Source organism: uncultured Brevundimonas sp. (genome assembly GCF_963977465.1).
Lineage (GTDB): Bacteria > Pseudomonadota > Alphaproteobacteria > Caulobacterales > Caulobacteraceae > Brevundimonas.
Genome location: NZ_CAXBOQ010000001.1, coordinates 744,883 through 764,527 on the forward strand (window position 1 = coordinate 744,883; position 19,645 = coordinate 764,527).

Consider the following 19,645-nt stretch of genomic DNA (forward strand, 5'->3'; position numbering starts at 1 on the left):
CATATTACACACGGTTTCCGCCTCGGCCCGGCGGCGTGCGTCGGGCACGGCGGCGATGAAATCGGCGACGCTGGCATCGGTGGGAACGGTCTTGGGGGCGTCGGCCATGCAGGCTCCAGTCGGGTTACCGGACGCCAGTGTGCCGCCGATCGGGGCGCGGGGAAACAGCTCAGACCGGCGACCAGTCTTCCGGCGCCAGCTCGAAAGCCCCGCCCAGATCCAGCCCCGGGGCCACGGTGGTGCCGATCAGGGTCCAGGGTCCCAGACTGCGCGCGGTGCGCCACGCCCCGGTCGGCACCGCCAGCTGCGGCTGCTGGTCGCCGGTCAGGCCGGGCCCGACGGTGGCTGTGACCGTCACCGCCCCGGCGATCTGCAGTTCCAGCGGTGCCCCGTCGTAATACTGCCAGAGCTCGGTCGCCGCGACCCGGTGCCAGGCCGACACCTCGCCCGCCGCCAGCAGCAGATAGGCGGTCACCCCCATGGACAGACCGTCGACCTCGCGCGGGTCACGAAATATCTCGCGATGATGCCCGCCCCCAGGATGCGGCGTCAGTTCCAGCAGGGCGATGATTTCGGCGGCAGTCATCATGGGGCGAATCGGATCCGGGCAGCGGGGCCACACACTAGCGCGCGCCTCACCCGGAGACAGCCGGTCCCGGTCATTCGGGACACGGCTTCACAGGCCGCCCCTCAGGCGGTGCCGCGCAGCTCCGTGGCATGCGGCGGATAGGCGGCGGCCGACTTCACATTGTCCGGCTTCCCGGCCAATGTGCTGGCGAAGCCGTGGTTGACGTCGCGGTGATGCGCCTCGTCGGCCCGCACCAGCAGGACCACGTCGCGCAGCGTCGCATCGGCCGGCAGCTTCCAGTAGTGGATGGCGATGTCCGGTGCGGGGACGTTGGGCGAGCGGCCCTCATCGATCTCTTTCAGATACAGGGTGTAGCTGATCACGGCCTCTTCCTCGAAATAGCCGACGACCCGGTGCGCCGTGCGCGAGGAGATCAGATAGAGCAGGAAGAAACCGATGTAGAAGACGGCCTGGGCCAGCTGGACCACCAGCCGTTCGAACCAGGTCGGCTGGGCCACCTGGATGAAGGTCATCAGGTGCATCCGCTCATTCTCCGCCTCCTCCATCAGGGTGCGGATCCAGCCCTCGTCGTCCTTCATTTCCCGCAGGCAGCGCAGATGCTGCAGTGTCGCCCCGACCATGCCGGGCACGGCCGCCACGGTCTCCAGCACGATGGCGCGGTGGCCGTAACGTTTGGCAAAAAAGGTGTCGGCGCAGAAGCGCAGCAGTCGGGTGAAGCCGAGGGCGAACCGGTCCGAGAATCCGTTGGGTTCATGGTGGATCACCGGTTCGGCGTCCTTCTCCTCGTCGAGGGCGCGGGCGTCGGGGGCGAGAATCTTGTTGACCATGGGGGCAGGCTTTCCGGCGCCCGAGCCGCAATGGGCCGGCGCTCACCCCTTCTAACGCGCGAAACGCCGCGACGGGGCCGGACGCAGTGTCGCAATCGGTGGCCAGACTGACGCAGCGGGGATCACCCGGAAACAGCCCCGCCATCGGCCCCTCGAACCAGGTGATCACGTTGTGTACTGCCAGGTACCGCTACCACATGCTATGGTTGTGTTATGCCGACGATCTCATGGTTCTATGGTATAGCGATACGAATGTGGTTCAACGACCACCCGCCGCCGCATTTTCACGCCTACGAGCAGGACAACGAGGCGCAGGTCGGGATCGCGGACGGAGAGATCATGCACGGTCGCCTTTCGAAGGGTGCCCAACGACTGGTGAAGCAATGGACGGAAATCAATCGGGACGCTCTGATGACGAACTGGCGGGCCGCGCGCCCGGGTTCGAGGAAACCGCTGGAACGGATACCGGGCCTCGATACGCCCCAGTGACCGACATCGTTCACGTCATCCGGGTACTGCGACTTGGCGACTATCGGCTGAAACTGTGGTTCAGCGACGGCACCGCCGGCGAATGGGACTTCTCGGAGCTCGCCATCCGCGAAACCGGCCCGATGGTGGAGCCGTTCAAGGACCCCGCCTTCTTCAACCGCGTGTTTGTCGAGTTCGGAGGCCTCACCTGGCCTAACGGCTTCGACTGGAGCCCGGAGGCGCTTCACGCCGACATGGCGGCGGCGGGTGTATTGAAGGTCGAGACGGCGGCGGCGTGAAGCTCGCCCTCGCATTAGGCTGCACCTTCCTATTGCTGTTCACCGGCTCCTGCGGTGAAGCACGGGATTGGACGCTCTTCGTTTACCCCGGAGGCTCAGGCGGATTCGCAGTCGTCACCCCGGGATTCAATAAGGAGATGTGCAGATTCGCGGGCAAGGAAGCCGTTCAATCTCACCTCTACGACCCCGGTCGGCGTTCCATGATCGACGAAGGCAGCAGCGGCACCCCAACGTTCGAATGCGGCCGCGCCTGCAAAATCGGTGATGTAAAAACGGTCGCGACCTGCAGCGAGACGTTCGACGCTAACGACTAAAGCGCCTTCACGATCCCCTCGACCATCTTCTTGGCGTCCGAGAACAGCATCATGGTGTTGTCGCGGAAGAACAGTTCGTTCTCGACCCCGGCATAGCCCGAGCTCATGCCGCGCTTGATGAACAGCACGGTGCCGGCCTTGTCGACGTCCAGCACCGGCATGCCGAAGATCGGGCTCTGCGGGTCAGTCTTGGCGGCGGGGTTGGTGACGTCGTTGGCACCGATGACGAAGGCCACGTCGCACGAGCTGAACTCGCTGTTGATGTCGTCCAGCTCGAACACCTCGTCATAGGGGACATTGGCTTCAGCCAGCAGCACATTCATGTGGCCGGGCATGCGGCCGGCGACGGGGTGGATGGCGTATTTCACCTCGACCCCCTCCTCCTTCAGCTTGTCGGCCATCTCTCTCAGAGCATGCTGGGCCTGGGCCACGGCCATGCCATAGCCGGGCACGATGATGACCTTGGAGGCGTTCTTCATGATGAAGGCGGCGTCTTCGGCGCTGCCCTGTTTGACCGGCCGGGTCTCGGCCGCGCCCTCGGCCCCCGCCGGGCCCGCGTCGCCGCCGAACCCGCCCAGGATGACGCTGATGAAGCTGCGGTTCATCGCCTTGCACATGATGTAGCTGAGGATCGCGCCCGAGCTACCGACCAGCGCCCCGGTGATGATCAGGGCGATGTTCTCGAGCGTGAAGCCCAGCGCCGCCGCGGCCCAGCCGGAGTAGGAATTGAGCATCGACACCACCACCGGCATGTCGGCCCCGCCGATAGGGATGATCAGCGTCGCGCCGAGGATCAGGGCGATGACGAACACGCCCCAGAATGCCCAGACCGCACCGCCGCCGGTACCGATCAGGATGCCGATCAGGAAGACCAGGGCTAGGGCCAGGCCGATATTGATCAGATGCCGCGCGGGCAGGATGATCGGGGTGCCGCTCATATTGCCGTTCAGCTTGGCGAAGGCGATGACCGAGCCGGTGAAGGTGATGGCCCCGATGGCCACGCCCAGCGACAGCTCGACGATCGACAGGGTCTTGATGCCGCCCAGACCGTTCGAGATGCCGAAGGCTTCGGGCGCATAGACGGCCCCGATGGCCACAAGACAGGCAGCCATGCCGACCAGCGAGTGGAAGGCGGCGACCAGCTGCGGCATCTGGGTCATGGCGACCTTTTGCGCGATCAGGGCCCCGACGCCGCCGCCGACGATGACGCCGCCGGCCAGCAGGGTCAGGGTCAGGGGATCCAGCGCCCCGGACGTGCCAAGCGTCAGCAGGGTCACACCGATGGCCAGAGCCATGCCGACCATGCCGAACATGTTGCCGCGCCGGCTGGTCTCGGGACTGGACAGCCCACGCAGGCTGATAATGAACAGTACGCCGGCGGCCAGATAGGCCAGAGCCGCGATGGATGCATTCATGGCGTCCCCCTCATAATGTTCATCTAGACGAAGCCGACGCGGGCCGGGCGCGCGGTATCGTTGGTGGCCTGCGCGCGGGCCTCGCCGTTCTTGACCATGGCGATGGCCACGGAACCGGAGCCGGCCGTCTTGGTCAGGATGCACCAGCCGTTGTCGACCGGCAGCCGTCCGCGCATGGCCCCTTGGCCGCCGCGGGTCAGGCCATTGGCCCAGTGCTTCCGGTCGTAGTTGTTCATTTCCATCGTCACCGGCGAGAAGCGGCAGACCAGCGACCAGCTGGCCCCGCCGGGCGCGGCCACCGACCATGGCAGACCGGCCGCATGCACGGTGCCCACATCGGTCTGGGCCGAGGCACTACCTGCCAGGCTGAGGACGAATATGGCGGCAGCGGCCGCGGCGACCCGGGCGCTCATCGCTTGCCGGATCCCGGCAGGTCACTGGTCCGGTCCAGCCGCCACAGGGCCGCAGCGATGAATATCGGCGACAGCACAACCCAGGCCCAGTCGAAGACCGTCATCGGCCGCGTCTGGGCCACGACCCGCAGCAGCACCGAGCCGAACATCAGCACCACGGCGAAATCCTGGAAGCGCAGCCGACGGATGGCGTCGCTCTCGCGCACGAAGCTCCAGATGAACAGGGCAAATCCCGCCCCCGTGGCGACCCACGAGACAATCGTCGCGAACAGATGCAGGTCGAAGATCACGACGGCACCGACTGCCGCGAGGCGATCACCCGCCCGCGCCGGAAGGCCTTGACGCCCTCGACCGCGAAGAAGCCGGCAAGTACGGCCATCACACAGGCCATCAGCAGATTGTCGTCATCCAGATAGATCAGCGCCCGCCAGATCCAGAAGGCCGCGAACAGCGGATAGACGATCGCGGCCACCACACGCTCGACCCGCGTGCGCAGCGTCGGCTCCAGCCGGGCACCGAGCAGCGCGGCACCGAGGGCCAGGGCCACGGCGACCGGTATCAAGGCGGTGAAGATCATCGCCGTCGTCATGCCTTGGGCTTCTCCTTCTTGCGGTACATGGCCAGCATGCGCCGGGTCACCATGAAGCCGCCGAAGATGTTGACGCTGGCTAGAGTCACGGCCACGACCCCCGCCCCCTTGGCGATGACGGCATTGGGACCGGACACATCACCCGACACCGAGGCCGCGGCGATCAGGCCGCCGACGATGATGACGCTGGAGATGGCATTGGTCACCGCCATCAACGGCGTGTGCAGGGCCGGCGTGACGCTCCAGACGACGTAATAGCCGACGAAGATCGCCAGCACGAAGATGGCCAGACGAAAGACGGTGGGGTCGACGTGTTCCATGTCAGGCTCTCTGCTCCAGACGTTCATCAATGCTCGCAAGGAGCCACAATCCACCGCCTGCAACGATCGTGGGAATGACGTTTCTGAACACGCTGTCCAGCACGGCTCCGAGGGCCTGAGCGGACTCAGGCCACCCCCCAGTTGCGATGGTGAAGACGACCGCGAACAGACCCCAGCAGGGGGCGGCGACGATCAAAAACAGACCGAGACCTTTGAGGAAACGCCGGATCATCCCCGCACCCCTTCATGCACCACGGCCCCGCCGTGGGTGACGACGGCGGCCTTGAGAATCTCGTCCTCGAGGTCGAGGTTCAGGGCCCCGTCCTTGATCAGCAGGCCGGTGAAGGCCAGCAGGTTCTTGGCGTACAGGGCGCTGGCGTCGGCGGCGATGCGGCCGGGCAGGTTGGTATAGCCGACGATGCGCGCGCCATTCGACGTGGTGACCACCTCTCCGGCCTTGGCCCCCTCGACATTGCCGCCGGCCTCGACGGCCAGGTCGATCAGCACCGAGCCCGGCTTCATCGTCGCCACCTGTTCGGCGGTGACCAGCACCGGGGCCGCGCGGCCGGGGATCAGGGCCGTGGTGATGACGATGTCCTGCTTCCTGATGTGTTCGCCGGTCAGGATCGCCTGTTTGGCCTGATACTCGGCCGACATCGGCTTGGCATAGCCGCCGGCGGTCTGGGCGTTCTTGAACTCCTCATCCTCGACGGCGAGGAATTTGGCTCCGAGGCTTTCGACCTGTTCCTTGGTCGCCGGTCGCACGTCGGTGGCGGTGACCACCGCCCCCAGACGACGCGCCGTGGCGATGGCCTGAAGCCCGGCGACGCCGACGCCCATGATGAAGACCTTGGCCGGAGCGACCGTGCCCGCCGCCGTCATCATCATCGGAAAGCCCTTGCCGTAGGCATAGGCCGCCTCGATCACGGCGCGATAACCGGCCAGATTGGCCTGGGACGACAGGGCGTCCATCACCTGGGCGCGGCTGATCCGCGGCACAAATTCCATGGCGAACGACGTCAGATTGGCCCCGGCCATGGCCGCCACCGTCTCCTTGTCGCGGAAGGCGTCCAGCATGGCGACGACGATGGTGCCCGGCTTCATCGCGCTGGTTTCCTGGGCCGTGGGGCCGCGCACCTTCAGCAGGATGTCGGCCCGGTCCAGCACCGCCTTGGTGTCCTTGGCCACGGTGACCCCGGCCTCGACATAGTCGGCGTCAGGAATGGACGAGCCGGCTCCGGTGCCGGCCTCGACCGTCACGGTCGCACCGAGGGCGATCAGCTTCTTCGCCGTCTCCGGTGTCAGGGCGCAGCGGGTCTCGCCTTCCCGGCGTTCGCGCGTCACAGCAATGGCGATGGCCAAGCGAATCTCCCCTGTTCAGACTGAACCTGACGACGTTAGGCCCAACCGCAAGCATGCGTCAAAGACGCGCTATCGTCCCCGTCCCGATCAGACCGGGGCGTCATCGTCGCGCGGTTCGGCCCGGCGCTCCAGCGGCAGATGGATCTCGAACACGGCCCCGCCGGTCGGGCGGTTGCGAACAGTGACCGTGCCGCGCGCCTGATGGGCCATGCCTGCGACCTGGGCCAGGCCCAGGCCCGTGCCCTGCTGCTCGGCCTTGGTGGTGAAGAAGGCTTCAAACAGCCGGTCGCGGGTCGACTCGTCGATACCCGGCCCTGTGTCGGTGACCGTGACGACCGCCTCGTCTCCGACGGCATCGACCCGGACGTTGACGGTGCCGGAACCGTCCATCGCATCGCGGGCATTGATAACCAGATTGACCAGCGCCACCTCGAACTGATCCTGGTTCAGCGTCACCGGCATCGGTTCGTCGTCCGTGGACACCTCGACGCGGACGCCGCCGCCCGCCGACTGACGCAACAGGTCGCTCATCCCGCGGGTGGCGACGGCGACATCCACCACCGTCAGCTCGGCCCCGCCGTCGCGGGCGAAGGCCAGCAGTTGGTTGACCAGCCGCGACCCACGCCGCGCCGCCTCGAGCCCGCGACCCGCCGCCTGCTTGATCTGCGGGGTCTCGGCCCGGGTCTCGATACGCTCCAGATTGACGAGAATGACCGTCAGGAGGTTGTTGAAATCATGGGCCACGGTACTGGCGAACTGACCGATGGCCCCGGTCCGCTGCCGATCAAACATCATCTGGGCCTCGCGCCGGCGCAGGGTGATGTCGCGGAGGGCCCAGACGATCAGCACACCGGCGACCAGCAGCGGCAGCAAGGCCCCGCCGACGATGGCGACGAAGCGCCACAACCGCGGCGAATCCAGCACATTGCGGTTGACCGCCACATGGACCGACCAGCCGGTTTCAGGCGAAACCCGGTAGGAGGTGTAGTTCACCAGCCCCTCGTAGGTGACCCCCTCATAGGTGCCCGCCCCGCCGCGATCGACCGCACGACGGACATAGATGGTGGCCGGCTTTCCGACCCGGTCGGCATAGTCGAGCGAGCGAGCGGCGAACCGACCCTGGCGGTCGACGATGGCGGCGACCTGTCCCGGCTCCATCCCCTTCATCAGCAGAGTCTGGAACTGCCCTGGATCAATCAGCGCGATCAGGTACTGGCCGCGCCGACCGGGAATCGGCTCGGAAATGGCGATGCAGGGACAGGGCGCGCCATCGCGCCACACCGATGCCGTCGGCCGGGGCAGCGGTCTCAGGGGCAGCGATGGAACCCCCGTATCCATCAGAACGGCACCATCGACCTCTGTGACCAGAACACCCTTCCAGCCGGGCAGCAGGTTCACCGCCTGCAGGGCGCGATTGCGGAAGCTGGTCAGATCGCCCCGTTGCAGCGCATTGGCTGTCGTCAGCACGCGCAGGGCATTGCGGTCGGACAGGAGTTGGGCGTCGATATCGGCAAGGGTCTGCTGCACCGATTCCGCAGCGCGCCCCTCGACGCGTTCGCTCTGACGCGTCAGCGCCATCGTCAGCGACAGCGCGAACAGGATGATCGTCGGCAAGGTCAGCGCCGCAGCGAAAACCAGCAGGGCGCGCTGAACTGACGTGATACCTTTGAGCAAGCGCGACTCCCGTTCCGCCCCTAAAGGCGCGAGCTAAAGCCAAGGTTCCGTCTATCGACAGAAACGCCTGCAATCTGAGCGGGATTCAGCTCGACGAAACCCTGTACGATCACCCGAGGCATGACAAGTCGGGGCTGACAGGTTCGGTAGATTCAGTGGGCGGAGGGTTTGGAGCGCAGGAAGAACCAGCCGACGACCAACACGACGCCCGCCGTGATGAACCCGGTGATCGCGCTGCCACCCGGCTGGAACCACAGGGTCAGCAGCGTGACCAGGGCGGCAAAGACCAGCGAGCCCCATTTCGCCAGGGTGACGAAGAGACCAAAGGTCGACTTCTGCTCATCGATCGCCTGGGAGCCGTGCACATAGGCGCGGGCGGCGGAGGGCTTGCGGGGATCGGCCATGGGAAGCGTCCGGACAGAGGAGTCGATGCGCCGTCTTATAGCGATGCCCGCGCCCGGCTCAAGGCCTGCCGCGCGCGTCTAGTCGAGGGTGGGGAGAACGTCGCGGGTGAAGGCGGCGATGTCGAAGCGGTTGCCGGCCGGGTCCTCGCCGCGACGGACGATGACAATCCCCCGGCTGGGCACGATCACCACATACTGGCCGCGGTTGCCGAAGGCGGCGATGGTGTCGGCGGGCACGCCCTCGGAGTGGTTCATCAGCCAGAAGGTCGCGCCATAGCCAAAATCCCCGTCGGGCTGTGGCCCGGACGGGCGCGAGACATAGGCCAGCCAGCCCTCGGGCAGGACCCGCTGCCCGTCCTGCATCCCGTCATTCAGATACAGCTGGCCGAAGCGGGCCAGATCGCGGGCGGTGGACCAGACCTGGCTCGACAGGATGTAGTTGCCGCGCCAGTCGGTCTCGGCCACCGTGTCGTACATGCCCAGCCGGTCGAACAGTTCAGACGGCGGATGATCGGCGAAGGTCGGGGCCAGGCCGAGCACTGCCAGCAGGATGTCGTTGTTGGCATAGCGGAAGCGCGTTCCGGGATTGGCCAGCAACGGCCAGCCGGGCACCTGTTCATCGACGGTGGTGCCGCCGAAATACAGGGCGTCGGTGCGGTTGCCCGCCGTGTCGCTGGTCAGGCCCGAGGCCATGCGCATCAGGTTGTCCGTGGTGATGGCCTGTCGGGGATCACCCGCGACCTGCCAGTTGGCGATGGCAGCGGGCGCGCTGACGTCAATCTCGCCGCGTTGCACCGCCGCCCCGATCACGGTGCCGGCCAGGCTCTTGGCCACTGACCAGGTGCGCTGCGGCGTATCGATGCCAAAGCCTTCGGCATATTCTTCAGAGACAATCCGATCGTTCTGGACGATGAGGACCGCTGTGGTGTTAGCGCCTTCGCCATAGCCGCCCTCGAAAGCCTGCGCGACCGTCACGTTCAGGAGGGCGGCATTCCCTGCGGGTTCGCCAGTCGGGAAGGATCCGTTGCGCCGCGGATGGTACGTGGCCACCCAGATCGATCCATCGTCGATCCAGCCCACGGGCATGATCACACAACCCTTGCCGGGCCGATGGGTCGCTACCCTCGCGGGCATCGTCTCGTCCCACGCGACGGCGACGCTTTGCCTTTTGATCTCGACCGGCATTTCCCTCACCAGCGCATCGAGCTCCGGATAAATGCCGACGAGTTCGTTGGCCTCGACACTCGCCAGAGTTCGGGTTCCGCCCACTGCGGCCTCCGCAGCGGAATTCAGGGCGCTGCAGACGGTCAAGGCCTTGTAGCCGGCGGCCATGGCCCGGACGGTCGGCGACGGCGCGGCGGTCTGGGCCGCGGCCGACAGGGGGAGGACAGCCAAGGTCGCGGCAAGGATCAGGATGCGCATGAACCGACGCTGGCGCGCCGGTCCGGTTGCGTCAATGGCCTCGTCCTGTCTTCAGGCGGTCAGACCAGGGTCTCGAACTGGTCGATCAGCCGTTCCAGACGGCGGCAGCCGATGGTCCAGAAGGCCGGGTCGCGCGGGTTCAGCCCGAACGGGGCCAGCGCCTCGACATAGGTCCGGGTGCCACCCCCGGCCAGCAGCTCGCGATACAGGGGGGTGAAGGCCTCGGGGTCCCTGGCCCGGGTCTCCATCAGCGCTGCCACCAGCAGGTCGCCGAAGGCATAGGCGTAGACGTAGAAGGGCGCGTGGACGAAATGGCTGACATAGGCCCACCAGTGCTCATAGCCGGGGTTCAGCGTCACCGCCGGGCCCAGGGCCGCACCCATCTCCTCCATCCAGATCTCGCCGATCCGCTCGACCGAGACCTCGCCCGCCAGCCGTTCGTCGTGAAAGCGGGTCTCGAAGCGGTGGAAGGAGATCTGGCGCACCACCGTGTTCAGCCCGTCCTCGATCCGTCCGGCCAGCAGACCGCGTTGCTCGGCCTTGGGGGCCGTGGCCAGAAGCCGGTCGAAGGTCAGACCCTCGGCGAAAATCGAGGCCGTCTCGGCCAGGGTCAGCGGCGTGTCGGCCAGCAGGGTACCCTGATCGGCGGCCAGGGTGTTGTGCACCGCGTGCCCCAGCTCGTGCGCCAGCGTCAGCACGTCACGTCGCTCGCCCATCCAGTTCAGGAACACATAGGGATGCCGGTTGGCGCTGACCGGATGGCAATAGGCCCCCGACTGCTTGCCGGCCCGGGCCCGACCGTCGATCCACGGCTTGTCGAAGAACCCCTGGGCCCGTTCGGCGAACTCGGGGCCGAGGTCGGCGAAGCTTTCCAGCACCAGGGCCTTGCCCTGGGCCCAGTCGAAACCGCGCGGGGCGGTGGTCTCGATCGGGGCGTTGCGGTCCCACTGGTCCAGCGTCGTCTTGCCCAGCGCCTTCGCCTTCAGCGCATAATAACGGTGCGACAGTTTCGGATAGGCGGCGGCCACGGCCTCGGCCATGGCGTCGACCGACTCACCGTCGACCTCATTGCCCAGGTGGCGGCTGTCGGCCGGGCGTTTGAAGCCGCGCCATTTGCTTTCCAGCGCCTGATCGGCGGCCACGGTGTTGATCACCAGACCGAGAGTCGCGGTGCGGGCCGCCAAGGCGGCGTTCAGCCCCTCGGCCGCTGCCTTGCGCCGCGCCGCCTTGGGATCGCTGAGCCGGTTCAGGGTCTCGGCCAACGTCAGCGACTCCTTGCCGACCGACACCGTCATCGCCGCCAGGGTCTCGTCGAACAGGCGTGGCCACTGGGCCATGATCGGCATGCTCTCGGCGATGAAGGTCTCCAGCTCGCCGGACAGTTCATGCGGCTTCATCGCCCGCACCCGCCGCAGCCACGGGGTCCAGCGCGCCGCCGCCGGCACCGCCTTCAACGCCGCGGCCAGCTCGGCCTCGTCCAGCTGGTTGATCTCCAGCGTGACCCAGACGGTCGGGGTGACGATGGCGGTGGTCTTCTCGCGCAGATTGGCCTCGAACCCCTGGGCCGCCGCGTCATTGCGGTCGGTCGAGGCGGCGAGGAAGGCATAGGCCCCCAGCCCGCCCAGCGCCTCGGTCGCCTGTTCATACAGGGAGATGACCCGATCCAGCGTCTGCCCCAAAGCCACCGGGTCGGCGCGCACCGCGATCAACTGCCCCTGCAGGCCGGTCAGCTCGGTCACCAGAATCCGCCCCCGCTCCAGATCGGCCGCGATGCGCGGATCGGTGCGGGAGGCATAGAGGTCGGACAGGTCCCACAGCGGGGCGTCAGCGGTCGGGGCGGTCGAGGCTTTGAAGGGTGCGTTCATGCCCTCTAGTGTGGGCAGGGCGGGGTCGCAGCGCAACCGCACGGGTGCCTCGAAACTCGCCGTCGGTGACGCGACGCCGCGTCCGAAAACCGCCAGACAGACCCGACCGAACCGACCATCTTCCGGGCATGACCTACGCCATCGAAGCCCTGCCGCTGGCCCCGTTCGCGCCGCTGCTCGCCCTGTCCGACGACGCCCTGATCGCCGTCGGAGCCCGGCGCATGGTCGCCGACAGCCCGCACAGCGCCCCCTGCCGCGTCAGTCTGGTCGACGCCGACCCCGGCGACCGGCTGATCCTGACCCATCACATCCATCTGGACGCCCCCGCCTCGCCCTATCGCGCCGGGGGGCCGGTGTTCGTGCGCGAGACGGCGGTCGAGGCCACGCCGGTGATCGGGGTCGTCCCCGACCTGCTGGAGCGTCGCCTGCTGTCGGCGCGGGTCTATGACGCCGACGGGATGATGACCGACGCCGATGTGGTCGAGGGTACGGCGCTGGACGCCCGGCTTCGCCTGTGGCTGGCCAACCCGGTCACGGCCCAGGTCCAGCTGCATACGGCCCGGCGCGGCTGTTATCTGGCGCGGGCGGTCCGTCAGGACTGACGGCCCCTTTCAATTGGTCGGGACGACGGGCAACCTCCGGTCACGCTTCGGTCTGGGGGACGCGCACATGACCATCTTCGGCGACAACGAGACCGGCGGCGGCACCGGCCGCTCCAGCCTGACCACCGGCGACCGCCGTGGCCTGGCCCTGGCCCGGATCGGTATCGGCCTGGCCCAGGGTCTGGTTCTGTATCTGCTGTGGCGTTCGGTCGGCACCGGCTATGGCGATGACGCGGTCCGCGCCTGGCCCGCCACCGTCCCGGCCCTGTTCGGGCCCCTGCTGCTGGTCAGCGCCTTCCTGCCCGTGGTGCTGCTGGCCGGGGTCGGGCGACTGCGCCTGACCACGCTGGCGATCTGGACCGTCGTGGCCGGGATCAGCCTGGCCCTGCTGGCCTGGCACGATGTCATCCGCCAGACGGCGGACCAGCTCGACAGCCCGCCCTTCCTCAGCGTCCCGATGGTGGCCTTTGCGGTCGCCGCTTTGTTCATCGCCCACCATCTGGTGGTGCCGGCGGATCAGGGCCGGCGGCGCTTCGCGCCTTACCCGGCCTATTTCGACACCGCCTGGAAGGCAGGGGTCCAGCTGGCGCTGTCGCTCGGCTTCACCGGGGCGTTCTGGATCCTGCTGGTTCTCGGGGCCGCCCTGTTCAACATCATCGGTCTGAAATTCTTCGGCGAACTGCTGCAGAAGGCGTGGTTCGCCATCCCGGTCACCACCCTGGCCTTCGCCATCGCCGTGCAGCTGACCGATGTGCGCGACGCCCTGATCCGCGGCGTGCGCTCGGTGGTGCTGATGCTGCTGTCGTGGCTGCTGCTGGTGATCACCGTGCTGGTAGCGGGCTTCCTCGCCGCCCTGCCCTTCACCGGTCTCGACGGCCTGTGGGACACCGGCAGCGCCACCGCCCTGGTACTGTCGGCGGCGGCGATCCTGATCATCCTGATCAACACCGCCTATCAGGACGGCCTGGCCGACAACCTGCCACCGGTCGTGCTGCGCGCCGCCGTGCGCGTGGCCGCCGTGCTGCTGACCCCGCTGATCGCCATCGCCGTCTGGGGTCTGGCCCTGCGCATCGGCCAGCACGGCCTGACGCCGGACCGGATCATCGCCGTGGCCTGTACCGTAATCGGTGTCGCCTATGCAGCCGGCTACGGCGTCGCCGCCCTGCAGCCGTTCTGGCGGCGCGCCCGCTGGATGCGCCCGCTGGAGCCGACCAATATCGCCACCGCCGTACTCAGCGTCGGCGTCATCCTGGCCCTGTTCAGCCCGGTCGCCGACCCGGCCCGGCTGTCGGTGGCGGATCAGACCGCCCGGCTGGCGCGCGGCGCGGTGACACCCGACAAGTTCGACTACCGCTTCCTGCGCTTCGAAAGCGGCCGCGCCGGTGAAGCCGCCCTGGCGCGTCTGGCGGCCTCGACCGACACGGACATCGCCACCCGGGCCAGGGCGGCACAGTCGGCCAAGTACCGCTATGGCAATCAGGCGACCGGGGCGCCGGACGTTACGCCCCTGATCGAGGTCTGGCCGGCAGGCACGGCCTTGCCCGCCGGATTCACTGCCGCTGTCCCGGCCGACGATGATCGCGCGACCTGCGACCAGCCGGGCGAGTGCGTCGCCACCCTGATGGACATGAACGGCGACGGCAGCCCGGAAGTCCTGATGGCCCGGCAGAATGATACCCTGCTGTACAGCCGCACCGGGGATGGTCGGTGGACCAAAAGCGCGCGCTATTCCCAGACCTTCTGCCCCGAGGCGACGCGCATCGATCCTCGTGTCGCTCTGAAGGCTGGAGGCCTGGCACCGATACCGCCGCATTGGCCCGACCTGTCGCTGGGCGACTCGGCCCGGGCCCTCGTAAATCCGTCTATTTGCGAGGACTGACCCCGCACCGTTAACCCCCGACTCACCACCCCTTCCAACCCGATCTTCACCTTGCCGGGGGTAAAACCGTCCCGAAACGAGCCAGTCCCGCTTGAATGAGGATCGGCCGTAACCGGTGATGACAAGGGGTGTTTCTGCCATGGCCAAGACCGTTCTGGTGGTCGACGACGATCCGACGCAACGCCGCCTGGTCCAGGCGGTGCTGGAGCGCGAGGGCTATGCCGTGGCCCAGGCCGAGAGCGGCGGCGAGGCCATCGACCGCCTGACCAAGGGCGGCGGGGCCGACGTGATCCTGCTGGACATGGTCATGCCCCACATGTCGGGCCTGGAATGCCTGGCCGAGATCCGCACCGCCGGGGTCACCACCCCGGTCATCGTCCTGACCGCCAACGGCGGCATCGAGACCGTGGTCAAGGCCATGCAGGCCGGAGCCCAGGATTTCTTCGTCAAACCGGTCTCGGCCGAGCGCCTGCTGATCGGCGTGCGCAACGCCCTGCAGATGACCCAGCTGACGGCCGAGGTCGGGCGGCTGAAGAAACACGTCACCGGCCGCACCACCTTCGACGATCTGGTCGGCACCAGCCCGGCCATGCGTATGGTCAAGTCGCTGGGCACCCGCGCCGCCAAATCGACCATCCCGGTGCTGATCACCGGCGAGAGCGGCGTCGGCAAGGAAGTCATCGCCCGCGCCCTGCACGGCGTCAGCGACCGCGCCGGAAAGCCGTTCGTGGCCGTCAACTGCGGGGCCCTGCCCGCCAACCTCGTCGAGTCGATCCTGTTCGGCCACGAGAAGGGCAGTTTCACCGGGGCCAGCGACAAACACCTCGGCAAATTCATGGAGGCCAACGGCGGCACCCTGTTCCTCGACGAGATCGGCGAACTGCCCCTGGACATGCAGGTCAAGCTGCTGCGTGTGCTGCAGGAGGGCGAGGTCGACCCGGTCGGGGCCAAGCGCGCCGTCAAGGTCGACGTGCGCATCGTCTCGGCCACCAATCGCGACCCGGCCCAGCAGGTCAAGGAGGGGGCCTTCCGCGAGGACCTGTTCTATCGCCTCAACGTCTTCCCGATCGAGGCCCCGTCCCTGCGCGAGCGGCGCGAGGACATCCCGGCCCTGATCGAGCATTTCGTCGCCCGCTTCAACGTCGAGGAAGGCCGCCGCATCGCCGGCTGCGCCCCCGAGACCATCGCCCTGCTCAGCGCCTTCGACTGGCCCGGCAATGTCCGCCAGCTGGAGAACAGCGTCTATCGCGCCATCGTCCTGGCTGACGCGCCGTTCCTGCAGCCGCACGACTTCCCGGCCATCTCGGGCATCGCCCAGACGCTGGACGAGCCCGCGACCGCCAATGACGCCGCCGCCCCGGCCGAGCCCTATGCCAACCTGCCGCCCCTGCCGGACACGCCGATCCGCATCCTCGACGACCGCGGTCATCTGCGCACGCTGGAAGACATCGAACGCGACCTGATCCAGCACGCCATCGAGGTCTATGCCGGCCACATGTCCGAAATCGCCCGCCGCCTCGGCATCGGCCGCTCCACCCTGTACCGCAAGGTCCGCGAACAGGGTCTGGAGGGCGTGCTGAAAGAGGCGGGTTAAACTCTGCCTAGTCCGGCAACGGCGGCCACCTGAGCCTAGAGTTTGGGAAGTATTTTTCGCCCGTGTGCGGCCGAAGTTCTGGCGAACATCCAGGCGAAAACCGCGCCCGCCAGCAGCGCCGCATGCCCCAACCCGGCCCGCAACGGAAACGGCAGGCTGGTAAAGATGAGCGTGATGACAACGCCGAACGCCAGGATCATCGCCAGCATCCAGGCGGTATTGGTGACGAGGAAGTTGCGACGTTCGTCACGCGAGATCAGCGACAGGTCTGCAGTGCCCGTCCGGAATGCCTTGCCCGCCGCAACGGCAAACAGAGCCCCGGCGATGGCGACCGCAGTCGTAATCAGACCCGCGTGAACCGGCGAAACCAGCAACGCCAGCGACAGGCTTGCCGCGATGACCAGCCCCCCGACGCCGGCGAGCCGGAGAGATCGTCTGGTATGAACCCTCACCAACACTTGAAACATCTCCGCTGAATCGTCTGCGACCTGGGTAGCTCAATGCGCGTGAATGGCTCGTCCGTCATCGGATTTCGGGGGGCACGTCTTTCGGCTTCCGCCCCCATCGGCGTTTGGGCTCCTCACCCTTGGCCTTGGCGGTGATTTCCTTGAGCTTGCGGCCCTGCATCGACGAGAGGGCCTGACCGGGCGCGCCCTTTTCCGGATCACCGAAGGCGCGACCGTAGGTCTTGACGCGGTCGCCGACCGACTCGAGGAACTCGCCCTCCCATTCGGACAGCGAAACCCCGGCCTTGTCGGCGGCGCGGCGGGCGCGTTTCAGGGCATTGAGGGCGGCGCGTTGCGCGGCCTGACGCTGGGCTTCGAAGGGGCTGACGGGCCGCTTGGGTTTCATTGGGTCGAGGGCTTAGGACTTAGGAATTAGGGCTTAGGCGGAAGGATACACTCGCCGCGCCCGAATTGCCTGTCCCCTAAGCCCTAAGCCCTAAGACCTAAGACCTACCCCTACGCTTCAGATCTCGCCCAACGCCGACATATAGAGGTCGAGGATCGCGTCCTCTTCCTGGCGCTTGGCCTTGTCCTGTTTGCGGATGCGGATGACCTTGCGCAGGATCTTGACGTCGTAGCCCTCGCCCTTGGCCTCGAGGAAGACCTCCTTCATGTCAGCCATGATGGCGGCCTTGTCCTCTTCGAGACGCTCGAGGCGCTCGATGATGGTGCGCAGCCGGCCCTGGGCCGTGGCGTTGAGGATGTCCGGGCTGGCGTCAAAGGTGGCGTCATCGGCCATGTGGATCTCCTCGGGTCAGTAAAAACTCAGGCGCGGACGCTAACCATGCCGGGGCGAAACGCTCAACGGCAGGCACGAAAAAGGCCGCGGACAAAGCCCGCGACCCTGTGGGTAGTTCAGAACCGGCTGCGCTAACGCCCGTCGCGCGGCGACGGGCTGCTTGAGCGCGGTCCTTAGCCCTGCTTCGCCTTGAAGCGCGGGTCGGTCTTGTTGATCACATAGACCACGCCCTTGCGGCGAACGATCTTGCAGTCGCGATGGCGACCCTTGAGCGACTTGAGCGAGCTACGGACCTTCATGGTCTTGTCCTGGGTCGAAACAAACAGAAAAAGCCCCGGGACCAATGTGCGGACCAGCGGCGGAGCGGTGCGTATAGAGAGAGGGGGCGGTCTCGTCAACGCCCTGCTGCAGATGTAGTACATCTGTGTCCTTGGAGGCCCGGCCCCCGGATCGAACGGAGGGTCTGCGGGGTTGCATCCCCGCCGCGTCGCCACTCCGCCACCGGGCCATTGAGAGGTCGCGGCCACAGTGACCGATGCAACCTTCAACCCCGTATAGGAAACTGGTTAGCGCCAATTTCATCTTTGCCTGCGCCCAGTCAGGGCAACAATTTTCACCATTCACGCGCTAGCGTTACTCAGGTCGTCGTCGGGGACATATGTCTAAAATCATGCGGTTCAGCACTCGCCTCCTTCTGATCGGCAGCGTCGCCGCCTGCGCGCCGATGCTGCCGGAGAGGTTGCCGCCCCTGCCCGGGGCGGTTGTGACGCCGGCCCCGACGCCCACCCCGGCTCCCGCGCCGGTGCCGACGCCGATACCCCCCCAGGCCGACGCCAACGACCAGGCCGGGTTCGAGGGCTGGAAACAGGGCTTCCTCAGCCGCCACGGCGGCAACCGCCGCGCCGCCTATGAACGCGAACTGGCCGGGCTGTCGCCCGACGCCACGGTGCTGCGCCTCGACCGCAACCAGCCCGAGTTCAGCCGCCCCGCCGGGGCCTATATCCAGAACGCCGCCAGCGCGGCGCGAATCGCCCAGGCGCGTCAGCGCTATGACCGGGTGCCGTGGGAAGTGACGCAGCGGTTCGGCGTGCCTGCGGAAATCCTGATCTCGATCTGGGGCAATGAGAGCAGCTTCGGTCAGGTCCAGGGCGACCACGACGTGATCCGGTCCCTGGCGACCCTGGCCTATGACGGCCGCCGTCGCGACTGGGCCGAGGCCCAGTTGAAGGATGCGCTGGACATCGTCGTCGACGGGCGGCGGTCGCGCGCCGGACTCAAGGGCAGCTGGGCCGGGGCCATGGGCCAGACCCAGTTCATGCCCGACAACTATCTGCGCCTCGGCGTCGATCAGGACGGGGACGGCAAGGTCGACATCTGGGGCTCGGACGTCGACGCCCTGGCCTCGGCCGCCAATCTGCTGGACCGGGCCGGGTGGAAGCGTGGCCAGTCGTGGGGCTATGAAGTCACCCTGCCGTCCGGCTTCGACTACGCCGAGGCCGAGGGGCCGAAACATCCGTGGCGCTTCTGGGCGGCCCGGGGCGTGACCCTGGCCCGTGGTGGCACCCCGACGACGGCCGAGGCGTTGGAAGACGCGACCCTGCTGCTACCGCAGGGCGCGCGCGGACCGGCCTTCCTGGCCCTGCCCAACCATTATGTGATCCGCCGCTACAACAATTCGGTCAGCTACGCCCTGGCCATCGGCCTGACGGCGGATGGCATCGCCGGCAAGCCGGGTCTGGTGGGCACATGGCCCGACGACGCCCCGCTGTCGCGCGAGCAGCGTATCGGCACCCAGGCGGCCCTGACCCGGCGCGGCTATGACACCCAGGGCATTGATGGGGTGATCGGCTCAAACACGCGGGCGGCCCTGCGCCGCTGGCAGATCGCCAACGGCCGGGTCGCCGACGGCTATCTGACCGCCGAACTGGCTGATGAGCTGATGAGCGCGCGCTAGAGCAGAAATCGCACCCACCGCCGGCCGGAAGGCCAGCGGCGGGTCCGGGTCTCAGTGCTGGTGAGCGGGTTCAGCCGCGGCCTCGGGGGCCGGGTGCATGCCGGACATGGCTGAATGATCCATGCCCTCCATGCCGGCACAGGACGCCATCATGGCCTCGTGTTTGGCCTTCATCGCCGCATGCTCTTCGCTGGACATGTTGGAATGGTCCATGCCCGCCATCATGGTCTGATGACGTTCCATCATCGCGGCGCGTTGCTCGGGGGTCATGGACGAATGATCCATGCCCGCCATGCCTTCGTGTCCGGCCCCATCGGCCGAGGCCGCGCCGTGGTTGGCCATCATGGCCTGACGGCGTTCCATCATCGCGGCGCGTTGCTCGGGGGTCATGGACGAATGATCCATGCCCG

24 protein-coding genes, 1 tRNA gene and 1 pseudogene are annotated in these 19,645 nt (G+C 67.3%); 7 read left to right on the forward strand and 19 right to left on the reverse strand.

Annotated features, from left to right (window positions below):
• Positions 1-169: 169 nt before the first annotated feature.
• Positions 170-589, reverse strand: coding sequence for a cupin domain-containing protein (locus tag AAC067_RS03860; protein WP_339929695.1), 420 nt, complete (start codon positions 587-589; stop codon positions 170-172).
• 101 nt (positions 590-690) lie between these two features.
• The gene (locus tag AAC067_RS03865) at positions 691-1,416 is read right to left on the reverse strand and encodes an alternative oxidase (protein ID WP_339929697.1); all 726 of its coding nucleotides are present in this window, start codon (positions 1,414-1,416) and stop codon (positions 691-693) included.
• A gap of 213 nt (positions 1,417-1,629) precedes the next feature.
• Here AAC067_RS03865 and AAC067_RS03870 point away from each other — a divergent pair, with 213 nt between their 5' ends.
• Genes AAC067_RS03870 through AAC067_RS03880 form a run of 3 tightly spaced genes read left to right on the forward strand, consistent with a single transcriptional unit; the run spans position 1,630 to position 2,497 of the window.
• The gene (locus AAC067_RS03870) at positions 1,630-1,905 is read left to right on the forward strand and encodes a DUF4160 domain-containing protein (RefSeq protein WP_339929699.1); all 276 of its coding nucleotides are present in this window, start codon (positions 1,630-1,632) and stop codon (positions 1,903-1,905) included.
• Positions 1,902-2,183: a DUF2442 domain-containing protein gene (locus AAC067_RS03875; RefSeq protein WP_339929701.1), complete on the forward strand. Its 282-nt coding sequence runs from the start codon at positions 1,902-1,904 to the stop codon at positions 2,181-2,183. Before AAC067_RS03870 ends, AAC067_RS03875 begins: the two co-directional genes overlap by 4 nt.
• Complete coding sequence (locus tag AAC067_RS03880; protein ID WP_339929703.1) at positions 2,180-2,497, forward strand: hypothetical protein; 318 nt, start codon at positions 2,180-2,182, stop codon at positions 2,495-2,497. Before AAC067_RS03875 ends, AAC067_RS03880 begins: the two co-directional genes overlap by 4 nt.
• On the opposite strand, the gene AAC067_RS03885 is transcribed toward AAC067_RS03880, so the two are convergent.
• The 11 genes from AAC067_RS03885 to AAC067_RS03935 all read right to left on the reverse strand — a co-directional run bounded on the left by AAC067_RS03885 (position 2,494) and on the right by AAC067_RS03935 (position 11,961).
• Entirely contained in the window at positions 2,494-3,912 is a 1,419-nt protein-coding gene (locus AAC067_RS03885) for an NAD(P)(+) transhydrogenase (Re/Si-specific) subunit beta (RefSeq protein WP_339929705.1), read from the reverse strand. The two genes, AAC067_RS03880 and AAC067_RS03885, sit on opposite strands and share 4 nt — an antisense overlap.
• 23 nt (positions 3,913-3,935) lie before the next feature.
• Positions 3,936-4,325 (reverse strand): hypothetical protein, encoded by a 390-nt coding sequence (locus AAC067_RS03890; protein WP_339929707.1) that lies wholly within the window; start codon positions 4,323-4,325, stop codon positions 3,936-3,938.
• The gene (locus AAC067_RS03895; RefSeq protein WP_339929709.1) at positions 4,322-4,615 is read right to left on the reverse strand and encodes a hypothetical protein; all 294 of its coding nucleotides are present in this window, start codon (positions 4,613-4,615) and stop codon (positions 4,322-4,324) included. The genes AAC067_RS03890 and AAC067_RS03895 overlap by 4 nt, the downstream gene beginning before the upstream one ends.
• On the reverse strand, positions 4,612-4,914 hold the full coding sequence (locus AAC067_RS03900) for a hypothetical protein (RefSeq protein WP_339929711.1): 303 nt from the start codon (positions 4,912-4,914) through the stop codon (positions 4,612-4,614). The genes AAC067_RS03895 and AAC067_RS03900 overlap by 4 nt, the downstream gene beginning before the upstream one ends.
• Positions 4,911-5,234, reverse strand: coding sequence for an NAD(P) transhydrogenase subunit alpha (locus tag AAC067_RS03905; RefSeq protein WP_339929713.1), 324 nt, complete (start codon positions 5,232-5,234; stop codon positions 4,911-4,913). The genes AAC067_RS03900 and AAC067_RS03905 overlap by 4 nt, the downstream gene beginning before the upstream one ends.
• 1 nt (position 5,235) lies before the next feature.
• A complete protein-coding gene (locus tag AAC067_RS03910) occupies positions 5,236-5,466 on the reverse strand; it encodes a hypothetical protein (RefSeq protein WP_339929715.1) in 231 nt (76 codons plus the stop codon).
• A complete protein-coding gene (locus tag AAC067_RS03915) occupies positions 5,463-6,596 on the reverse strand; it encodes a Re/Si-specific NAD(P)(+) transhydrogenase subunit alpha (protein WP_339929717.1) in 1,134 nt (377 codons plus the stop codon). Before AAC067_RS03915 ends, AAC067_RS03910 begins: the two co-directional genes overlap by 4 nt.
• Positions 6,597-6,683: 87 nt before the next feature.
• Positions 6,684-8,270, reverse strand: coding sequence for an ATP-binding protein (locus tag AAC067_RS03920; protein WP_339929719.1), 1,587 nt, complete (start codon positions 8,268-8,270; stop codon positions 6,684-6,686).
• A gap of 152 nt (positions 8,271-8,422) precedes the next feature.
• Entirely contained in the window at positions 8,423-8,674 is a 252-nt protein-coding gene (locus AAC067_RS03925; protein ID WP_339929721.1) for an aa3-type cytochrome c oxidase subunit IV, read from the reverse strand.
• Between the two features lie 78 nt (positions 8,675-8,752).
• The gene (locus tag AAC067_RS03930) at positions 8,753-10,096 is read right to left on the reverse strand and encodes a serine hydrolase (protein WP_339929723.1); all 1,344 of its coding nucleotides are present in this window, start codon (positions 10,094-10,096) and stop codon (positions 8,753-8,755) included.
• A 59-nt stretch (positions 10,097-10,155) separates the two neighbouring features.
• Positions 10,156-11,961, reverse strand: coding sequence for a M3 family oligoendopeptidase (locus tag AAC067_RS03935; protein ID WP_339929725.1), 1,806 nt, complete (start codon positions 11,959-11,961; stop codon positions 10,156-10,158).
• A 128-nt stretch (positions 11,962-12,089) separates the two neighbouring features.
• Between AAC067_RS03935 and AAC067_RS03940 the strand changes: the two genes are divergently transcribed.
• The 3 genes from AAC067_RS03940 (at position 12,090) to AAC067_RS03950 (ending at position 16,036) form a co-directional block, all read left to right on the forward strand.
• Complete coding sequence (locus AAC067_RS03940) at positions 12,090-12,563, forward strand: DUF1203 domain-containing protein (RefSeq protein WP_339929727.1); 474 nt, start codon at positions 12,090-12,092, stop codon at positions 12,561-12,563.
• Positions 12,564-12,630: 67 nt separating this feature from the next.
• Complete coding sequence (locus tag AAC067_RS03945; protein WP_339929729.1) at positions 12,631-14,442, forward strand: DUF4153 domain-containing protein; 1,812 nt, start codon at positions 12,631-12,633, stop codon at positions 14,440-14,442.
• A gap of 139 nt (positions 14,443-14,581) precedes the next feature.
• A complete protein-coding gene (locus tag AAC067_RS03950) occupies positions 14,582-16,036 on the forward strand; it encodes a sigma-54 dependent transcriptional regulator (RefSeq protein WP_339929731.1) in 1,455 nt (484 codons plus the stop codon).
• A 35-nt stretch (positions 16,037-16,071) separates the two neighbouring features.
• Here AAC067_RS03950 and AAC067_RS03955 read toward each other — a convergent pair whose 3' ends face one another.
• From AAC067_RS03955 to AAC067_RS03975, 5 genes are all read right to left on the reverse strand, one after another.
• On the reverse strand, positions 16,072-16,503 hold the full coding sequence (locus AAC067_RS03955) for a hypothetical protein (protein WP_339929733.1): 432 nt from the start codon (positions 16,501-16,503) through the stop codon (positions 16,072-16,074).
• A gap of 55 nt (positions 16,504-16,558) precedes the next feature.
• A complete protein-coding gene (locus AAC067_RS03960; RefSeq protein ID WP_339929735.1) occupies positions 16,559-16,888 on the reverse strand; it encodes a hypothetical protein in 330 nt (109 codons plus the stop codon).
• Between the two features lie 117 nt (positions 16,889-17,005).
• Positions 17,006-17,281, reverse strand: a complete 276-nt coding sequence (locus AAC067_RS03965) for a DUF2312 domain-containing protein (RefSeq protein WP_300443780.1) — start codon at positions 17,279-17,281, stop codon at positions 17,006-17,008.
• Positions 17,282-17,454: 173 nt separating this feature from the next.
• The gene (gene ykgO, locus AAC067_RS03970; RefSeq protein ID WP_006274063.1) at positions 17,455-17,580 is read right to left on the reverse strand and encodes a type B 50S ribosomal protein L36; all 126 of its coding nucleotides are present in this window, start codon (positions 17,578-17,580) and stop codon (positions 17,455-17,457) included.
• 132 nt (positions 17,581-17,712) lie between these two features.
• Positions 17,713-17,789: transfer RNA gene (locus AAC067_RS03975), tRNA-Cys, on the reverse strand.
• A gap of 162 nt (positions 17,790-17,951) precedes the next feature.
• On the opposite strand from AAC067_RS03975, the gene AAC067_RS03980 reads away from it, so the two are divergent.
• Complete coding sequence (locus AAC067_RS03980; protein ID WP_339929737.1) at positions 17,952-19,235, forward strand: lytic murein transglycosylase; 1,284 nt, start codon at positions 17,952-17,954, stop codon at positions 19,233-19,235.
• A 51-nt stretch (positions 19,236-19,286) separates the two neighbouring features.
• On the opposite strand, the pseudogene AAC067_RS03985 reads toward AAC067_RS03980, so the two are convergent.
• Positions 19,287-19,645, reverse strand: a pseudogene (locus tag AAC067_RS03985) (hypothetical protein); the annotation flags it as partial.

Coding starts and splice junctions, on each gene's coding strand:
- AAC067_RS03860 (WP_339929695.1), bottom strand. CDS start 589: ATGATGACTGCCGCCGAAATCATCGCCCTGCTGGAACTGACGCCGCAT.
- AAC067_RS03865 (WP_339929697.1), bottom strand. CDS start 1,416: ATGGTCAACAAGATTCTCGCCCCCGACGCCCGCGCCCTCGACGAGGAG.
- AAC067_RS03870 (WP_339929699.1), top strand. CDS start 1,630: ATGCCGACGATCTCATGGTTCTATGGTATAGCGATACGAATGTGGTTC.
- AAC067_RS03885 (WP_339929705.1), bottom strand. CDS start 3,912: ATGAATGCATCCATCGCGGCTCTGGCCTATCTGGCCGCCGGCGTACTG.
- AAC067_RS03890 (WP_339929707.1), bottom strand. CDS start 4,325: ATGAGCGCCCGGGTCGCCGCGGCCGCTGCCGCCATATTCGTCCTCAGC.
- AAC067_RS03900 (WP_339929711.1), bottom strand. CDS start 4,914: ATGACGACGGCGATGATCTTCACCGCCTTGATACCGGTCGCCGTGGCC.
- AAC067_RS03905 (WP_339929713.1), bottom strand. CDS start 5,234: ATGGAACACGTCGACCCCACCGTCTTTCGTCTGGCCATCTTCGTGCTG.
- AAC067_RS03910 (WP_339929715.1), bottom strand. CDS start 5,466: ATGATCCGGCGTTTCCTCAAAGGTCTCGGTCTGTTTTTGATCGTCGCC.
- AAC067_RS03925 (WP_339929721.1), bottom strand. CDS start 8,674: ATGGCCGATCCCCGCAAGCCCTCCGCCGCCCGCGCCTATGTGCACGGC.
- AAC067_RS03930 (WP_339929723.1), bottom strand. CDS start 10,096: ATGCGCATCCTGATCCTTGCCGCGACCTTGGCTGTCCTCCCCCTGTCG.
- AAC067_RS03935 (WP_339929725.1), bottom strand. CDS start 11,961: ATGAACGCACCCTTCAAAGCCTCGACCGCCCCGACCGCTGACGCCCCG.
- AAC067_RS03940 (WP_339929727.1), top strand. CDS start 12,090: ATGACCTACGCCATCGAAGCCCTGCCGCTGGCCCCGTTCGCGCCGCTG.
- AAC067_RS03945 (WP_339929729.1), top strand. CDS start 12,631: ATGACCATCTTCGGCGACAACGAGACCGGCGGCGGCACCGGCCGCTCC.
- AAC067_RS03950 (WP_339929731.1), top strand. CDS start 14,582: ATGGCCAAGACCGTTCTGGTGGTCGACGACGATCCGACGCAACGCCGC.
- AAC067_RS03955 (WP_339929733.1), bottom strand. CDS start 16,503: ATGTTTCAAGTGTTGGTGAGGGTTCATACCAGACGATCTCTCCGGCTC.
- AAC067_RS03960 (WP_339929735.1), bottom strand. CDS start 16,888: ATGAAACCCAAGCGGCCCGTCAGCCCCTTCGAAGCCCAGCGTCAGGCC.
- AAC067_RS03965 (WP_300443780.1), bottom strand. CDS start 17,281: ATGGCCGATGACGCCACCTTTGACGCCAGCCCGGACATCCTCAACGCC.
- ykgO (WP_006274063.1), bottom strand. CDS start 17,580: ATGAAGGTCCGTAGCTCGCTCAAGTCGCTCAAGGGTCGCCATCGCGAC.
- AAC067_RS03980 (WP_339929737.1), top strand. CDS start 17,952: ATGCGGTTCAGCACTCGCCTCCTTCTGATCGGCAGCGTCGCCGCCTGC.